19 protein-coding genes are annotated in these 16765 nt (G+C 45.9%); 7 read left to right on the top strand and 12 right to left on the bottom strand.

The window, feature by feature from the left end; all coding sequences use genetic code 11:
- Window positions 1–164: 164 nt before the first annotated feature.
- The 4 genes from FQV28_RS13775 to FQV28_RS13790 form a co-directional block, all read right to left on the bottom strand.
- Window positions 165–941 carry a glucose 1-dehydrogenase gene (locus FQV28_RS13775; RefSeq protein WP_146497072.1) on the bottom strand — a complete coding sequence of 259 codons (777 nt, stop codon included), beginning with the start codon at window positions 939–941 and terminating at the stop codon, window positions 165–167.
- 26 nt (window positions 942–967) lie between these two features.
- Window positions 968–1882 carry a DUF2971 domain-containing protein gene (locus FQV28_RS13780; RefSeq protein ID WP_186763880.1) on the bottom strand — a complete coding sequence of 305 codons (915 nt, stop codon included), beginning with the start codon at window positions 1880–1882 and terminating at the stop codon, window positions 968–970.
- An 85-nt stretch (window positions 1883–1967) separates the two neighbouring features.
- A complete protein-coding gene (locus FQV28_RS13785) occupies window positions 1968–2660 on the bottom strand; it encodes an AIM24 family protein (RefSeq protein ID WP_146497074.1) in 693 nt (230 codons plus the stop codon).
- A gap of 43 nt (window positions 2661–2703) precedes the next feature.
- A complete protein-coding gene (locus FQV28_RS13790; protein ID WP_146497075.1) occupies window positions 2704–3360 on the bottom strand; it encodes a LysE family translocator in 657 nt (218 codons plus the stop codon).
- 234 nt (window positions 3361–3594) lie between these two features.
- Between FQV28_RS13790 and FQV28_RS13795 the strand changes: the two genes are divergently transcribed.
- Together FQV28_RS13795 and FQV28_RS13800 are read left to right on the top strand one after the other, a co-directional pair.
- Entirely contained in the window at window positions 3595–3969 is a 375-nt protein-coding gene (locus FQV28_RS13795) for a CidA/LrgA family protein (RefSeq protein ID WP_370455135.1), read from the top strand.
- A gap of 1 nt (window position 3970) precedes the next feature.
- Window positions 3971–4660, top strand: a complete 690-nt coding sequence (locus FQV28_RS13800; protein WP_146497076.1) for an LrgB family protein — start codon at window positions 3971–3973, stop codon at window positions 4658–4660.
- Window positions 4661–4705: 45 nt separating this feature from the next.
- Here FQV28_RS13800 and FQV28_RS13805 read toward each other — a convergent pair whose 3' ends face one another.
- Genes FQV28_RS13805 through FQV28_RS13815 form a run of 3 tightly spaced genes read right to left on the bottom strand, consistent with a single transcriptional unit; the run spans window position 4706 to window position 7844 of the window.
- The gene (locus FQV28_RS13805) at window positions 4706–6310 is read right to left on the bottom strand and encodes an ABC transporter permease (RefSeq protein WP_146497077.1); all 1605 of its coding nucleotides are present in this window, start codon (window positions 6308–6310) and stop codon (window positions 4706–4708) included.
- On the bottom strand, window positions 6310–7209 hold the full coding sequence (locus tag FQV28_RS13810) for an ABC transporter ATP-binding protein (protein ID WP_146497078.1): 900 nt from the start codon (window positions 7207–7209) through the stop codon (window positions 6310–6312). Before FQV28_RS13810 ends, FQV28_RS13805 begins: the two co-directional genes overlap by 1 nt.
- Window positions 7206–7844, bottom strand: a complete 639-nt coding sequence (locus FQV28_RS13815) for a TetR/AcrR family transcriptional regulator (RefSeq protein ID WP_146497079.1) — start codon at window positions 7842–7844, stop codon at window positions 7206–7208. Before FQV28_RS13815 ends, FQV28_RS13810 begins: the two co-directional genes overlap by 4 nt.
- A gap of 182 nt (window positions 7845–8026) precedes the next feature.
- On the opposite strand from FQV28_RS13815, the gene FQV28_RS13820 reads away from it, so the two are divergent.
- The 5 genes from FQV28_RS13820 to FQV28_RS13840 all read left to right on the top strand — a co-directional run bounded on the left by FQV28_RS13820 (window position 8027) and on the right by FQV28_RS13840 (window position 12677).
- Window positions 8027–8875, top strand: a complete 849-nt coding sequence (locus tag FQV28_RS13820; RefSeq protein WP_146497080.1) for a transporter substrate-binding domain-containing protein — start codon at window positions 8027–8029, stop codon at window positions 8873–8875.
- 159 nt (window positions 8876–9034) lie between these two features.
- Window positions 9035–9733: a 5-oxoprolinase subunit PxpB gene (gene pxpB / locus FQV28_RS13825; protein ID WP_146497081.1), complete on the top strand. Its 699-nt coding sequence runs from the start codon at window positions 9035–9037 to the stop codon at window positions 9731–9733.
- Entirely contained in the window at window positions 9717–10697 is a 981-nt protein-coding gene (locus FQV28_RS13830) for a 5-oxoprolinase subunit C family protein (protein WP_146497082.1), read from the top strand. Before pxpB ends, FQV28_RS13830 begins: the two co-directional genes overlap by 17 nt.
- Window positions 10694–11464, top strand: coding sequence for a LamB/YcsF family protein (locus FQV28_RS13835; protein ID WP_146497083.1), 771 nt, complete (start codon window positions 10694–10696; stop codon window positions 11462–11464). The genes FQV28_RS13830 and FQV28_RS13835 overlap by 4 nt, the downstream gene beginning before the upstream one ends.
- A gap of 25 nt (window positions 11465–11489) precedes the next feature.
- On the top strand, window positions 11490–12677 hold the full coding sequence (locus FQV28_RS13840; RefSeq protein WP_146497084.1) for an NRAMP family divalent metal transporter: 1188 nt from the start codon (window positions 11490–11492) through the stop codon (window positions 12675–12677).
- Between the two features lie 90 nt (window positions 12678–12767).
- On the opposite strand, the gene FQV28_RS13845 is transcribed toward FQV28_RS13840, so the two are convergent.
- The 5 genes from FQV28_RS13845 to FQV28_RS13865 all read right to left on the bottom strand — a co-directional run bounded on the left by FQV28_RS13845 (window position 12768) and on the right by FQV28_RS13865 (window position 16740).
- Window positions 12768–13403: an NUDIX hydrolase gene (locus FQV28_RS13845; protein WP_146497085.1), complete on the bottom strand. Its 636-nt coding sequence runs from the start codon at window positions 13401–13403 to the stop codon at window positions 12768–12770.
- A gap of 64 nt (window positions 13404–13467) precedes the next feature.
- Window positions 13468–14559, bottom strand: coding sequence for a GGDEF domain-containing protein (locus FQV28_RS13850; protein ID WP_146497086.1), 1092 nt, complete (start codon window positions 14557–14559; stop codon window positions 13468–13470).
- 129 nt (window positions 14560–14688) lie between these two features.
- Window positions 14689–15390 carry an HAD family hydrolase gene (locus FQV28_RS13855; RefSeq protein ID WP_146497087.1) on the bottom strand — a complete coding sequence of 234 codons (702 nt, stop codon included), beginning with the start codon at window positions 15388–15390 and terminating at the stop codon, window positions 14689–14691.
- A gap of 16 nt (window positions 15391–15406) precedes the next feature.
- Entirely contained in the window at window positions 15407–15958 is a 552-nt protein-coding gene (locus FQV28_RS13860) for a histidine phosphatase family protein (protein ID WP_146497088.1), read from the bottom strand.
- Window positions 15955–16740, bottom strand: coding sequence for a hypothetical protein (locus tag FQV28_RS13865; protein WP_146497089.1), 786 nt, complete (start codon window positions 16738–16740; stop codon window positions 15955–15957). Before FQV28_RS13865 ends, FQV28_RS13860 begins: the two co-directional genes overlap by 4 nt.
- Between the last annotated feature and the right edge of the window lie 25 nt (window positions 16741–16765).

Here is a 16765-nt window from a genome sequence, read left to right on the forward strand (position 1 = left end):
AACTAAAAGCAACAAAAAAAACTCGATTTATTTAAAAAATCTGCTTATTTTGGAAAGAAAAAATACTTTTGATGCTTTTTCGATATAATTTATGATTAAGTGAACGTGCTATGAACTAAAATAGCAACAAAAAAACAGGTCTGCCAAAAAGGCAAACCTGCAGGTTATTTTAGTTGAGACGGGTAAAGCGTCATCCCGGCATCTACAAACAAGCTTGCGCCGGTTACATAATCGGCTTCAGAAGATGCAAGCCAAGCGACCGCTGATGCGATTTGATCGGGATGCCCAATTTGCTTCATCGGAATTTTCCCCAAGGTTTTTTCCTTCTCCTCGGGCGTTTCTTTGTCTGTCCGATTGGCAGGGGTTTGAATCGTTCCGGGACCTACTGCATTAATGCGGATACCCCGTTCCGCATATTCCAAAGCCAATGCTTCTGTCATCATTTTCAGCCCGGCTTTTGATACGCTATAAGGCACCCCTTCTATTTGCGGAATGGTCTGGTGGACACTTGTGATGTTAATGATGCTTCCTTTGATTTCTTTGCCCAACATATATTGAAGCACTTCGCGGCTGGCAATAAATGCGCCCGTTAAATTGACATCAAGAATACGCTGCCATAGTTCCAGGGTCAATTCTTCTGAAGGCGAGTTTTCGCCAAAACCGGTATTATTCACCAGCACATCGATTGAACCAAATTTTTCGTGCGCTGCCTCCACAAGCTTCCGGATACCGCTCTCAGTTGATACATCCGCTTCTACCGTTATGGCTTGCCCGCCATTTGCCTGGATTTTCTCCACGGTATCATTGGCGCCTTCTGCATCCGTATGATAATCAACTACTACGTTCATCTTTTCCTGGCCAAACCGTTCGGCAATGCCTTTGCCGATTCCTTTAGAAGCACCTGTTACAATCGCTGTTTTCCCTGCCAAATCTGGATACATTCAACCACTCCTTCAGATAGTTGGATTTAGTAACGGAGCGCTGCCACAGATTTACTGATGCTGACATGCTCCAAATCATAACCTTTCCATTTCAAATAATGCTCCATTCCGCTTTTGGCGATGTCCACATTGTTCTTGGGGCCGATCGTAATATGGCTGATCGGCAGCCTCGATTGAAAATCAACTGTAATATAAGGGATGATGACGCCATTTTGCGCACGGAATTGGACATCCGGCTGCTTGTCGCTTTTTCTGCTCATCAAAGCAATCCGGTATTCTTCCTCACTTTTAAATGCCGGATCTTTAAAAAATACTGCACACGAAGCAATCAAGGAAAAGAAATGCTCAGGCAACGCTTTTTTTATTTCATCTATTTCATAAGGCTCCACTAATTCAAACGTTTTCAGCAGCAACTCGACCAAAACCTCTTCCTGTTCCTGCCTGCCATACATAACGTAGCCATGGAGCATCGGACCAATGGAAAATCCACTCACTCGTTGAAAAAGCTGTTCAGCAGAAAACCCGATATTATAACCTTCCCCTTTAGCGTAGTTATACCAAAGCGCGAGTGAATCTTGCGAGTGCGATAATGAAAAAATATAAACTTCAAATCCATTTTCTTTTACTTCTTCGATGAACTGGCCCATAATCCGTACGACTTCACGGATATACAGCCGCCATAATGGAGTATGTTTTTGGTTTTCCAACTTTTTTACAACAAATTCTAGAACTTTAGAAAAATAAACTAGTTCACTCGAGTCATTCAAAAAGGTCCCTTTGCTCATCCACAACTGATTGGTTTCCATCATTCCCATCAAACTTGGAAGGCCCGTATAATGATAAAGGGTCTGCTCAGTTTCATGCACTTTCCTGATCTGCTTCTCGACATTGTCCCGGAACTGTTGTTCAAGCACTTCTGCCAATGCTATACTCTCCGCCATGCCGCAGCCCCTCTCCATAAAAGATAAGAAACCGGTTTTTCCTTTTTATTCCCGCTTGCCGCCTATTCAAACTGCAAGGGGAAAATCATTGTAGATTAGTCGGTTGCCTTTCTTCCATCGGTTGGACGATAACAAACCCTTCTCCTTTGAATTCCATTTGAATCGATTCTCCGCTGCCGCGCCCGACTAATGTCCTGAAACTCACATCTGTGCGAAATTCCGGCGTCAAGTTGCCAGACCAAGCAACGGTAGCATTGGGGTCGGTTATGACCGGTTCACCAGGGCGCACAAGTAATGTCAACGGTTCGTAATGAGAGGTGATGGCAACTCTTCCCTTTCCCGACAAAGCTATATTGAACAAGCCGCCTGCCATCATGCCCGCTACTTTTCTCATCAATTTGATATCCCATTCAACACTCGGTTCAAAAGCCAGCAAATCATTGCCATTCACCGTAAGTGTTTCGTTATTCAGGTGGAAGATCGTAATTTTCTTTCCCTGATCCGCCAAATACAACCGGCCACGGCCTGTCGCTTTCATTAATGGAACGCCTTCTCCAGTTAACGCTTTTTTGAACATCTGGCCAACGCCATGTTCAAACATCCGCTCCCGTTCAAATTTGATCTGGCCTGTATAAGAAATCATCGAGCCAGCCTTCGCCCATACAAGATCAGTTAAGTTGACTTCCAGAATTCTCGGGGTCTCCAGTTCAAAATAGTCGTTTTCCTGCTCATCTTGTTTTGTCTTCTGGATAAATTCGTTGAGTGTGTATTCGCCCATTCCCTCTTCCTCCATTCGCGTTTTCTATCATACGGTTGGAAATTCAGAAAGTTTCAACTACCATTTTGTATAAAACCATTGTCGCCCGCCAACCAAATGACAGACCGAAAAGAATCAAAGCCAAACCGGCAGCGACCGAGAACCATTTCATGAATTGGTCTCCTACAAACCCTTTGCTAAAATGGACAGAACTTGCCACGAAAATGTCCCAGATTGCAATGCCTATGAAAATGCTCCCGCTGTACAATAAAACCTTTTCTCCGCTTAGAGTTTGTAAACTCTTTGCTAAGACAGCTCCATAAATACCTATCCAAAAAACAATACTCATTGGATTAGATATTGCAATCGCAAATCCGGCAAGGTACGATCCCAATAAAGAATCTACTTTCTTCAGGGTTCCCAATTTGATTTCAAGTGTTTGAAAAGCATCAAGAATGCTGCTAATGCCTAAATAAATCAATACAATGAAACCGAGTATCCAGATGGCCAATTGAGCAAACTGTCCTGTTAGGAAATTCGTGATGCCAAAATAGATTAGCAGCATCATAACAACATCAGCTGACATTCCCCCCAGACCGACAAGCCAGCTTCGTAAAAACCCACTTCGCATCCCTCTTTTGATCATTTCAATCGTAAGGGCACCGACTGGAATTGCTAAAGAAAATCCTAACACAATAAAGCTGAACAGTTCGCTTATCATGTTAATACCCATTTTGGTATTTTTTTGATATTAATAATATACCTTTAATCTTTATTTAAGAAACAATTCTAGTTTTTTGGATAAAACTTACTATTAACGCTTCTTGCCCCATTTGCTGTAAAATAGAAAGTGAAAGAACGACTGTTTCAAATGATGGGAATAGCCGTCCCTCCTTATGGGGAGGCGGCTATTCCTTTTTATAGTTTAATGCAAATTAACGGAAGGCTGCGATTGATGATGAAATTTGCCATCATTTTTATTCAAATTATTGTATTATACGGCATCTATTTGATAGGAGAAGAAATACGGACGTTGTTTCGCTTGCCGCTCCCTGGGAGCATTATCGGTTTTCTTCTTTTGTTCACCGCTTTAATGCTAAAAATCTATCCGCTTCGCTGGATTGAATCCGGAGCTCATTTTTTGTTGGCATTTTTATCGTTGTATTTCATACCGGCAACAGTGGGAGCAATGGAATATGGAGAGGTTTTTACCGGCAAAGGAGTTTGGTTGATCGCCATCGTATTAGTCAGCACGTTAATCACGATGGCGGTTTCAGGACTCCTTAGCCAATGGGCAAGCCGTTCGGCGGATCAAAGGAGGGGCAGTTGATATGGACGTTGTCCTATTGTCTTTATTATTTGCAGGAATGACCATCACCGCTTACTTGTTGCTAAACAGCTTATATTTTAAATATCGCTGGACACTTTTGACCCCTGTTTTAACGACTACCACCATAATCATCATTCTCTTGCTGCTGTTTGATGTGTCATACGAACAATACATGCTCGGCGGCCAGTGGATCGGCTCTTTTCTCGGGCCGGCTGTTGTCGCCTTAGCTGTGCCGCTTTACAAGCAACGGGATCTGCTGATACAAAACTTATGGCCTGTGGCGCTGGGCGTCATTTCAGGCGCTTTTGTCGGAATGGCCAGCGGCTTATTGTTAGCAAAAACGTTCCGGTTTTCAGAGGAACTCATCTTAACGGTCCTGCCAAAATCACTCACTTCCCCTGTAGCGATGCAGCTTGCGGATGGCTTTGGCGGTATTCCTTCACTAGCTGCCGTATTTGTTATGGTCGCCGGATTTAGCGGCGTCATTTTCGGCTCTTGGCTGATGAAATTGCTCGGCATCGATTCCCCGATTGGACGCGGAATTGGGCTCGGATCTTCGGCCCACGGTCTTGGCACAGCTATGGCATTCGAATACGGTCCTGAAGACGGTTCGATGAGTTCAGTCGCCATGACCCTCTGCGCCGTTGTCGGCTCATTTCTCGGCCCTGCTCTTGTCTGGCTGTTTTTCTAATTATCCAAATGCCCGCATCCCTCTGATTAGGGATGCGGGCATTTTTTATCTTCCAATATCTCTTTTATTGTATCCGGCAAATCCTAGGGCCGCCAAAATGGCAGCTCCCCCTGTTAATAGAAGAAGCTTCAAATAGTTCATGTCTTCAATTGGTATCCTCGGAACATGGCCGAATGGCGATAATTGGACCACCCATTCTGGGAATTGGAATAACCCTCCAAGATAAACGACAACGAAAGAGAATATCAGGTACAACCAGATAAGCCCTGTAAGTTTCGGTGCCCAACCAATCAATAAGACCGCAATGCTGATCATCGCCAAAATAGCAGGCAAGTAAGCAAGGGCTGCACGGTAAAACATGCCCAGTGCCAGCTCTTCTTCCATGACGGAAAGGCCCACTAACCCAAGGCCAAGGCCCGCAAGCGACAACATGACAAACCCGACGATAAAAGCCAATAGGACGTAACTGCCCAGCAAACGGTTACGCGAAACCGCCCGGCCAAGCACATGTTCCACGCGTTCGTTCTTCTCTTCCCCTTTCAGCTTTAAGACCGCCATGATGGCTGGGATAGCCGCTATAATGGCCATGACTGACATCAACATTGGGATAAATTGCTCTGTCAGCGAAAAACCTTCCGTCTGCACGAGCATTTCCTGCATTATATCTACATCTGCGAAAAACGATTCCAAATCGCCAAGCACCGAGCCGTAAGACGCGCCGATTAACAGCAGGCCGGCTGCCCAAGCTAGCATTCCTGTGCGCTGCAGCCGAATAGCAAGGCCGATTGGACTTGCTAAAAAACCAGAAGCATGCATTTTTCCCGGGCGTGAAGGCAAGAAGCCAGCTCCCAAGTCCCGAATTGAATTCAAATACAAGGCAAGGGCTGCCAATAGCGCCGCAACGCCAACTGTCAATAAAACCGGCCACCAGTAATTATTAACGTAAACTTCAGCCTTTAAAATCCAGCCCAACGGCGATAGCCAGGAGATTGCTTCGTCCCCGACATCGCCGATTGCACGCACCATATACGCCAGCAATAAAAAGCCGATTGACAGGCCGATAGCGCTTCTGGCATTTTGGGAAAGTTGAACAAAGACAGCGGTGATGGCCGCAAATATCAAGCCGGTTGCGCCCAATGCGGCACCGTAGAGCAAAGATCCTTCTAAATTCATGGTTTCTATGCCGAGCGCGTATAATCCGGTCCCTGTAATGAGTGCCAAGAGAACATTGACAAGAACCATTACCAATAATGCCGATACCAAATTTGATAAGCGGCCGACAGGCAGTGAACGGACCAGTTCAATGCGCCCGTCTTCCTCGTCTGTCCGGGTATGGCGGGTCAACAGCAAGATATTCATCAAGCCAACGACGACCGCAGTCATTAACAGCATTTGATGCGCCATCATCGCACCGGCCGTGTAATTTGCCAAGCCATATCCCGGTCCAACCATTGCTGTCATTGCAGGGTTTTTCATCGTTTCCGCTATCGCTTGCCGCTCTTGGGCATTCTGGTAGAGATCGGTAAACGCAACAGCAATCAGCAAAGTAGCAGCGACAAAGGCAAAAATCCAGATTGGGATCCGTAACCTGTCCCGCCGCAGAACAAAACGTGAGAGACTTGCTGTTTCGGCAAAAAACTGCTTTTCCATTAAGACACGCCTCCTACACCTGCTCCTTCATAATGGCGCATGAACAATTCTTCTAAAGTTGGGGGTGAGCTTTCCATCCGTACAACCCCAAAACCGCTGATATAGCGGATTACATTATCCAGTTCTTCGGTATCCACTTGAAAAGAAAGAGCGCCGCCTTTTTCTTCAATGCCCCTCACACCTTTCATCTCACTTAACGCAGGCATCGGCTGTCTGGTCTCAACCAGCAAAATCGTCCCGGTTAAATGCCGCAGCTCATGCAGCGTCCCTTTTTCAATAATTTTCCCTTGGCGGATGATGGCGACTTTGTCGCATAGTTTTTCAACTTCAGACAAGATATGGCTCGACAACAAGATGCTTTTCCCTTGTGCTTTCGCTTCCATGACACATTCCTGGAAAACACGTTCCATCAATGGATCTAATCCCGACGTTGGTTCATCCAATATATAAAGGTCGGCATCTGAAGAAAATGCCGCAACCAAGGCCACTTTTTGCCGGTTTCCCTTCGAATACGTGCGGCATTTTTTGCTTGGATCCAAATCAAATCTGCGAATCAATTCCTCACGCCGATTTTTGTCGGTTCTCCCCCGCAATTTGATGAACAAGTCGATCACCTCACCACCAGTCAGATTTGGCCATAGGTTGACATCTCCTGGCACATAAGCAACGCGCTTGTGAATATCTACGGCGTCTTTCCAAACATCCTTGCCAAATATAGTTGCCTGCCCCTCAGTCGCCCGTAATATGCCAAGAAGCACACGGATGGTTGTCGACTTTCCGGCGCCGTTCGGGCCAATGAAGCCATAAATTTCTCCTTTCCCGACTTCAATATCCACGCCATCGAGCGCCGCAAAATCCCCGAATTTTTTCGTTAGCCCTTTTGTCTGCAAAATGGTCATCTTTCCCGCTTCCCTTCTTTATAGAAACTTTTCTTTAAAATATCCAGGTAGCCGTAAAATTCCTTCCAGTATGGTTCAAAGTCGATAGCAGCCAACTTCTGCCCTTCTAACCTATGCAATAACTCATTTTGATAGCCATCCATTGACCAACGGATTAACTTAAAAGCTTTTTCTACATCCACATCATCCCGGAACAATGTCAGATCAATGCCTTCGTAAAGCATCGCGTTTCCAGCTTTCTGCATATTTTCGTACTTTTTTTGTATGGATACAGGCAGGTCGCTTTCTTTTGCCAATAATAAAGTCCCAATAAAATCGAAAACACTCCTGTTTTCCGATTGGGCCTTGATTTTCACTTCTGCTATTTGCTTGAGCCTTTCAATAAAGTCCGGTTCACTCGCATCTATTAAGTTGAAATAACGCTTTACCATAAAGTCCAGGCTATACTCCGCTAAATAATCGTATAATTCCTTTTTGCTTTTAAAGTAGTAGAACAGCATCCCTTTTCCAATGCCCGCTTCTTTTACAATCCGATTAGTCGAAGCTTGTTCATAGCCATTTTCCGCAAATTCCTTCAACGCGGCATTGAGGATTTTTTGTTGCTTGGTTTCATCCAAAGCGATAAATTTATCCATTGCGCAAACCTCTCCTTCTCTTTAGACCACTTCGGTCGACCTCAGTATATACTTCTCGACCACCCTGGTCAACTCGAAGTTGAACGAATAGTTAAATATCTTTTTCGCAGCAATAAAGCTTTGCCCTATTTCCTCCTAAGTGCTATGTTTTGAAGAGAACAAAAATAGGAGGTACGAACGTTTTGAAGAATTTATTGAAAAAACAGAGCCGCGCGTTACTTGTTGGGATTGCGTCACTTGCTCTTTTAACGGCTTGCGGAAACGGAAGCGATAACACAGCTGAAGAAACAACAACCGAATGGGACCGGATTCAGGAAGAAGGCAAATTGACTGTTGCAACTTCCGGCACCCTTTTCCCGACTTCTTACCGCGCTGAAGGCACGGACGAATTGACAGGTTTTGAAGTGGAAGTGGTAAAGGAAATTGGGAAGCGCTTAGACCTCGAAATTGAATTTACGGAACTTGGTTTTGATGAAATGTTGACATCTGTCCAAACAGGCCAAGTGGACATGGCTGCAAATGACATCGAAGTGACTGAAGACCGAAAAGAGAATTTCTTGTTTTCAACACCTTTCAAGTATTCTTATGGAACAGCAATTGTCCGCAAAGATGATCTGTCCGGCATTGAAACGCTGGAAGATTTAGAAGGCAAAAAAGCGGCCGGTGCTTCCACTTCGGTGTACATGGAAACTGCACGCTCTTACGGCGCCGAAGAAGTCGTCTACGACAATGCAACAAATGAAACATATCTGCGCGATGTAGCTATCGGCCGGACTGATGTCATCTTAAACGACTACTACTTGCAGACACTGGCACTCGCCGCGTTCCCGGAATTGAACATTACCATTCATCCGGACATTAAATACAGCCCGTCAGAAGTAGGCGTCGTCATGAACAAAGACAACGCGGAACTGGCGGAAAACGTTAACCGCGTAATCGAGGAAATGATTGAAGACGGCACCGTCACCGAAATTTCAGGCGAATTCTTCAACGGTGCAGATGTGACAAAAAAAGTGGATATTGAAGAATAAGAAGCATGAAAAGAAGCGGCCGAGACTTTCTCAGCCGCTTCTTTTTTATTCTCCTTCTTTTTCCTTTCTTGTAAATTAGCCACCTTGTTGCTTTCGTTGCTTGAAGCGAAGCCTTATACTGAATTTATAATCAGAATACTTAATGAATGAGGTGAGCGATTGGACTACTCTTTTTCCCCACTCGGTGACCAAGCCATCATGATCGAAATCGGCCAGGAAATAAGTGACGAAGGGCAAAATCGTGTTCGGACAGTTTCTCAGCTTCTCGAAAGCAAGCCGCCCCATTGGCTGATAGAAACCATTCCGGCTTTTACAACCGTAGCAGTGTTTTATAATCCGATGTCCGCAGATTTTGAAACAGTCGAAGCCGAACTGAAAGAACTGCTGCAACAAACAAAAGAAGTTATAGCTTCAGAAGTACGGACTGTCGAAATTCCTGTCTGTTATGGCGGAGATTTCGGTCCCGATTTGGAATTTGTCGCTGAACACAACGGATTAACACCGGAAGAAGTTATCGCCATCCACACAAGCGGCACTTATTCTGTCCACATGATCGGTTTTGCTCCAGGATTTCCGTTCATCGGCGGAATGTCCGAGAAAATTGCAGCTCCCCGCCGCGATTCCCCGCGCCTTCGCATACCGGAACGGACTGTGGGGATTGCCGGCAAACAAACCGGCGTCTACCCTATTGAAACTCCGGGCGGCTGGCAGTTGATCGGCAGGACCCCCGTCCGGTTGTTCCGTCCTGAAAATCCTGTGCCAAGCTTGCTGCGCGCGGGCGATAAGATTGTTTTTAAAAAAATCACAGAAAGCGAGTATCACGCATGGAAGGAGGAGGACGATGCTGAAAATTATTAAAAGCGGCCTTCAAACAACTGTGCAGGATTTGGGGCGCTACGGCTTCCAAAAATACGGTGTTATCGCAAGCGGCGCCATGGACCCATATGCCCACCGCTTAGCCAACTTGCTGGTTGGCAATGAAGAAAATGCTCCAACGCTTGAAATTACGCTTGTCGGCCCTGTTATCCAATTTGAAAGAGATCTGTTCATTGCATTGTGCGGCGGAGAGTTATCTCCTAAAATCGATGGCCAAAAAGTAGATGCGTGGCGGCCGCTTGCTGTGAGAAAAGGCAGCCAATTGACATTTGGTGCACCAAAGACAGGCTGCCGCTGTTATTTGGCGGTCTCCGGCGGCATTTCCGTTCCGGAAGTGATGAATAGCCGTTCTACTTACTTAAGGGCGGAAATCGGCGGCTATCAGGGGCGAGCGTTAAAAGCGAATGATTTAGTAGAAATAAATCCTACACCGGCTTGGCAACTTGCCGCATTTGACAAAGCCTTGTCTAAGGAATCGGACTGGCAAGTACCTGCCCCCCATTACTCGATGGAACCTGTTGTCCGGATAATGAGAGGGCGCCAATACGAGTTGTTCAATGAAGAAAGCCAAAGCACTATATTTACCGATTTCTTTTCGGTATCTTCAAATTCTGACCGTATGGGCTACCGCCTAGAAGGGGCAACATTGTCTCTTAAAGAGCCAGGTGAATTGATTTCTGAAGCAGTGGCCTTCGGCTCGATTCAAGTGCCAGCCGATGGCAATCCGATTGTCTTGCTTGCGGACCGCCAGACAACCGGCGGCTATCCGAAAATCGGCCAGGTCGCATCGATCGACTTGCCGCTCATCTCGCAGCTCAAGCCGGGAGATCGCCTTCGCTTCCAGGAAATCAGCTTAAAAGAAGCCCAGCGGCTTTGGACCGAGCAGGAACAGAGAATCCGGCAATTAAAGATCAGCATCCAGCTGAAATGGGAGGAATGGAAATGAGTTACAAAGTGGATTTGAACTGTGACATGGGTGAAAGTTTCGGCACCTACACAATGGGCCATGATGCCGAGATACTCGACTATGTGACATCGGCGAATATCGCTTGCGGCTTCCACGCCGGCGACCCGGCGACGATGCGAAAAACCGTGCAGCTGGCGCTCGAGAAAAATGTCGGCATCGGAGCCCATCCAGGCCTTCAGGACCTGGTCGGTTTCGGCCGGCGCAACATAGCGATTTCACCTCAGGAAGCTTATGACCTCACGGTTTACCAAATTGGTGCTTTGTCGGGCTTTGTTCAAGCGGAAGGCGGCCGTTTACAGCATGTAAAGGCGCACGGCGCACTTTACAACATGGCAGCTAAAAACGCAGCCCTGTCAGAAGCAATTGCGGAAGCGGTTTATAAAATCGATCCTGAGCTGGTGCTATTTGGTTTGTCGGGCAGCGAAATTATTAGAGCAGGACAAAAAATCGGACTGCACACCGCAAACGAAGTGTTTTCTGACCGGACCTATCAGCCTGATGCAACCTTGACGCCGCGGACCCAACCAAACGCTTTGATCACCGATCCGCAAACAGCTATCAATCAAGTGGTGCGGATGATAAAAGAAAACAAAGTTCAAACGGTTGAACATCAAGATGTCGATATCCAAGCCGATACGATCTGCATACACGGCGACGGCGCGATGGCGCTTGATTTTGCTGTTCAGATTTCCCAAACGCTTCGGGAAACAGGCATTCAAGTGATGAAAGTACAGGAATTTATATAATCACTATACGAAAGGAGTGACTGGCATGAAAAACACAAATCGCAGCATTTTGCTTGGTGCTGCTTTTCTGATGGCGACTTCAGCTATCGGACCGGGCTTCCTGACTCAGACAACCGTCTTTACCGAATCGCTTCTTGCCTCATTTGGTTTTGTTATTTTGATTTCTATCCTAATCGATATCGGTGCACAGACAAATATTTGGCGCATCATTGCTGTATCGGGAAAGCGGGCACAGGATATTGCCAATGACGTCCTGCCCGGGCTTGGCTATTTTTTGGCTTTACTGGTTGTCATGGGCGGCCTTGCTTTCAATATCGGAAACATCGGGGGCGCTGGCCTTGGCACAAACGTTCTTTTCGGCATATCTCCCAGGACTGGTGCTCTTTTGAGCGGAGTCCTGGCCATCGGCATTTTCACTGTCAAAGAAGCCGGGAAGGCAATGGACCGCTTTGCTCAAATCCTTGGTTTTGTCATGATCGGCTTGACCGTTTATGTCATGATCGTCTCGCAGCCTCCTGTCGGGGAAGCCGTTGCTAAAACATTTGTACCGGATACCATTGATATTTTTGCCATTGTCACTTTGGTTGGCGGAACGGTGGGCGGCTATATCACATTTGCCGGCGGACACCGATTGATTGATGCGGGACTGACAGGCAAAGCGGCGCTTCCGGAAGTGACGCGCAGTTCCATTTATGCTATCGGGATCGCTTCCCTCATGCGCATTATTTTATTCCTCGCCGTGCTTGGCGTCGTATCCCAGGGACTAACACTCGACCCGAGCAACCCTCCAGCATCTGTTTTCCAACTGGCGGCCGGAAATATCGGGTATAAAATATTTGGTGTCGTCATGTGGGCTGCAGCTGTTACGTCAGTTGTCGGAGCAGCCTATACATCGGTGTCATTTATCCGAACATTCAGCCCTGCGCTGGACAAATATCACCGTTTGCTGACAATTAGCTTTATCATCATTTCGACTATTGTTTTTGCAACTATCGGCCAGCCGGTGCTGATTTTGGTTCTCGTTGGGTCGTTGAATGGCTTAATCTTGCCAATTGCCCTAGGGGTTATGCTTGTCGCCGCGCATAAAGCAAAAATTGTCGGCGACTATAAGCACCCATTGTGGATGACCATTGTCGGCGTAATAATCGTGATTGCCATGGCTTGGATGGGAATTTATACATTGTCGAACGGGATTCCTCAACTTTTTCAGTAACAAAAAAAACGCTTGGGCCAATCAACTCTGGTCCAAGCGTTTTGCTCTTCGGGACATAGTTAGGCGCCACAGGCTCCAGCTTGCTGACGTTTATTTAAAAGCGTCTAGTTCTGATTTGATGGCTAATGCTACATCACGCAAATAGTGTTTTCCGTGAGGAACTAAATTTTTTAAAGACACGCTTTTTTGAATAGCAGCCTTTTCTCCGCCTGGAAGCCATTCAATTCCCTCCACTTCCATCTCCGCAGAAGTGCCCATGCACATATCATAAAAAGAAGAGAAGTCGGCTGACATCATTCCGGCCACTTCTTCTTTCTGCAGCTTATACATTGCCGCAATGTTAGTTTCCGCTTTGTATAAAAAAACATGGCACCGTTCGTTGTCCAGGAAATCATTTTCATGGATTTGATCTTTAATGACGCCCAGTGGAATCAGTTCTTCAAAAGACACGGCAATCCCAAGCTCTTCTTCAACTTCCCTTACGCCGTCTTCCATCGTTTCATCCGCTAGAATATGTCCGGCCGCCGTAATATCAAATAAACCCGGAAAATCTTTCTTGTCTTTGCTCCGCAATTGCAGGTGGATAATGTCTTTTCCCTGTTTCCTGCCAACAAACCAGCAGTGAAATGTCTCATGCCAATAACCTTTTCCATGGACTTCCTGGCGCGAAGCCACTTTCAGAAAAATGCCTTCTTCATCGCATACTGCAATTTTTTCCGCTTCCATTTTTGGTCTCCTTCCGAGCAAAAAACCGGCAATCCTATGCCGGTTTTCCGTGACTTCTTTATCTTCAGCCAGCCCAAACCGTTACACGGTTTCTGCCCATTTTCTTAGATTGATAGAGCGCTTGATCTGCTTCTTCGATGATCTGTTCCAGCGTTTTACCGCTTCCCGAGAAACTGACGCCAAGTGAAATGGTCAAATTCCCTTCCGGCTGCTGTTCTTCGCCTTCGAACCGGTAATCCTGCACCGTTTTCCGGAAGTGCTCAGCAGCTGCATTTACTCTGTCCGCGTCTGAAGCTCCCGAATAACAAAGGATAAATTCTTCGCCGCCATATCTGGCAATCAAATCATTTTTTCCAGCCGCTTCTTTCAACAACTGGCCCAATGTTCTTAATACCGCATCTCCTTTTTGATGGCCATGGGTATCGTTATATGTTTTAAAATAATCCACATCAAACATCACAATGGATACCGGCTCATCCTTCATTAAAAGCTTTTGTACCCTGTTCTTGAAAAACCGGATATTCGGCAAATGGGTCATTGGATCTTGGTTCGAGAGAAATTCCAGCTCTTTTCTTAACAACAGCTTACGATTTTCTTCATTCAGCATCAAGGCCATTGATAATGCAGCAATCGTTGCAAAGACGAACATTACAGTAGCGATAAATGGCGTAATTGGTGTGCTCAGCAAGAAAGCAACGGTTTTGATCAGTTCAAACAAAACAAAACCTGTCATCATCCGCTTTAGATTGATAAGAACGAGAGATGTATTGGCTGTTTTTTTAACATGGAACAAAGCGCCAATTACAACCGGAAGAACAATCGATTGAAGGGTACCTTCGAACACCGTCGGTCCGCCCAAATAAATCCGGTAAACAGCCGGAAGGATGCTTGAGAGAATACCGACCTTCCATCCGCCTATATAGGATATGAGAAACAGCGGGACTTCCCGTAAATCAATCCGCATCCCTTCATGCAAAAAAGGGTGGTACATGACGGAGAACGTTAAAAAGTTTATAAAAAGCGCATAGCCGACAAACAATAAAGCAGGGTGCTTCTTTTCAAGTGAAAGCGATTCTTTGAACCGCAAAGCCATATACATCAAGGCAATAATGAGAGCCATGTTTTCCAGAAAGAAAAAAAGTAATTTATCATCCATTTATCAACAATCTCCTTTAACACGTTCAAACGCTTGCCAAAGGTTGCGATTCTCATGGCATGCTAATATGTAATTATTGGATAAATATGTTTGTTTGTCAACGCTCGTAGGGAAAAATAACTAGCCTGCTTAACAGCTTTTTTCGTCCAACACTTTTAAAGACGAAGAGCCTTGTATCGTTTCCAGCCATTCGACAACTTCCATCAAGTCATCAATCACTCCGTCCGAATCCGGTTCACTCCATAGCGGGTCTTTTTTCCAAAGGGCTTTCATTCCAGTGTTGCGGGCTGCTGCCACATCATTTTCTGGATGGTCGCCGATGAAAACACTTTCGGAAGGAGCGACTTGAAGACGATCCAAAGCGCGATGGAACAACCTAACGTCAGGCTTTTTCATATTCTCCCACTCGGAAATCAGGATTGCATCAAAATACGATTCAATCTTTAATGCCTTGATATTGTCCAACTGAAACTGCCCTTTTCCATTTGAGATGATTGCCATAGGAATGGACCGCTCTTTTAATCTTTTCAGCATGGCAAGCAAACTTGGAAACGGCATGCAGTGGTTCTTGAACTCCGTAATGTAATCTTGCAGCAATGCCTCTTGGCTGATGCCTTGGATTTCATATTCCGCGATAAGCTGCTCGTACACTTTATCTTTCCAGACATAGCCGCGGTTATCCAGTTCAATGAACCGGGAAACAAACCGCTCTTTTGGAACATGGCCCACCCATTCCTCTAGCCGATCATATTGCCTGTCGATAAAAGCTAAAAGAGAAGCATCCCGGTCAAGCAAGGTTCCGTCCAAGTCAAATAATACAGCTTTGATCAATGCCTCTCCACTCCCTTTATTGGAAATTGCCTATGCGTTTTACGCCAATCAACTCAGTACCTTCAAAAGCTAATTTATAAATATCTGGCATTGTGAGCTTCTGCCAAAACTGAAAATCGTATTGAGAATCAAAATGATTCATGATCAATACCATGATATTGCCGTGCGTTCCGATGACTATGTTTTTTCCTGCATGGGTGCGCAAAATTTCCAACGTCTTCTTAACGCCGCGCGCCCTTGCTCTCGCGTTCGACTCCCCGCCTTCCCAAGCAAATTCTTCATCATGCCACACCTTTTGAATAGCGTGCGCAAAGTCCGCAACAGGCCCGTCAGCCAGCATCCGTTCCCGGAACTCGTCCATCAATTCGATATTACCTCCCTCAAGCCTTTCGATCGTCTGAATCGCCCGCTTGTAGGGGCTTGAAATGACGAGGTCAATAGATTCCTTCTTCAATAATTCTGCAACGGCATATGCATCGTGCGCACCTTTTTCCGACAGCGGGCGCACCAACTCATCCGGTGTGTACATTGAATGAGCATGCCGCACAAAGTACAGATTGGTTGTCATGCTTTTTCACTCTTTTCTTGAGATAGACGTATCTCATCGTATATTTTTAAAGTTTCGATCAAAAATGCTTTATCTACACCGGTCCACTTATGGATGCGCTCCGCCCATTCCTCTATTGTCGATAACGAATCTTCAGGAAACAGCCCATTGCTCGTACTCAATACACTTTCCCAATCATCAAATTCCCAATGGGCGATTTCACCCTTATACGGAATGCGCTTTTCAAACAGTGGTTTGGGATATACGTGATTTTGCGAAAACTCTGCCGCCTCCATAAAAAAATCTAGCGCAATCGGTTCTGTCTCATAGCTTTGTCTCGACTGTTTGCCGTTTGGCCGGTGATAGATAATTTCCACTTCCTTCTCTTTAGGCAGCACTTGCACTTCCGCCGCCGGGAAAAAGCCGGCTAGCCGTTCTTTCTTGAATGCTTTGCTGTCCCCGTCGATTAAAATCGGCTGCAGCCACAAATCACCCAAATCGCATAAATAACGATTGCCCGAAGCGTCTTCGGCCACTAGCCCGACATGAGCATCTTCGGTATTCAGATGGCTGCCGACAGGATAAGCCTTGATGCCGGCCTTTGTAAACTCATCCAATAGCCAAATCGCTAAGTCAAAACAGTTGCCGCTGATCCCGTAGCGCTCGCGATGAGCTTTCATCAACGTAACCGTCCGCTGCCTTTTCCCTTCCGCCTTCGAATAAAACCAAGCTTTCGCAAAAGTTTCCATTGGAAATTCGTCAAACTTGCTCCATACTGTCAGAATCTCTTGGGGCGCTTTCATCCTATTCACCTTCTTCTAAAGTATC

Origin of the sequence: Planomicrobium sp. CPCC 101079, assembly GCF_007859275.1 — a bacterium.
Classification (GTDB): Bacteria; Bacillota; Bacilli; order Bacillales_A; family Planococcaceae; genus Planococcus.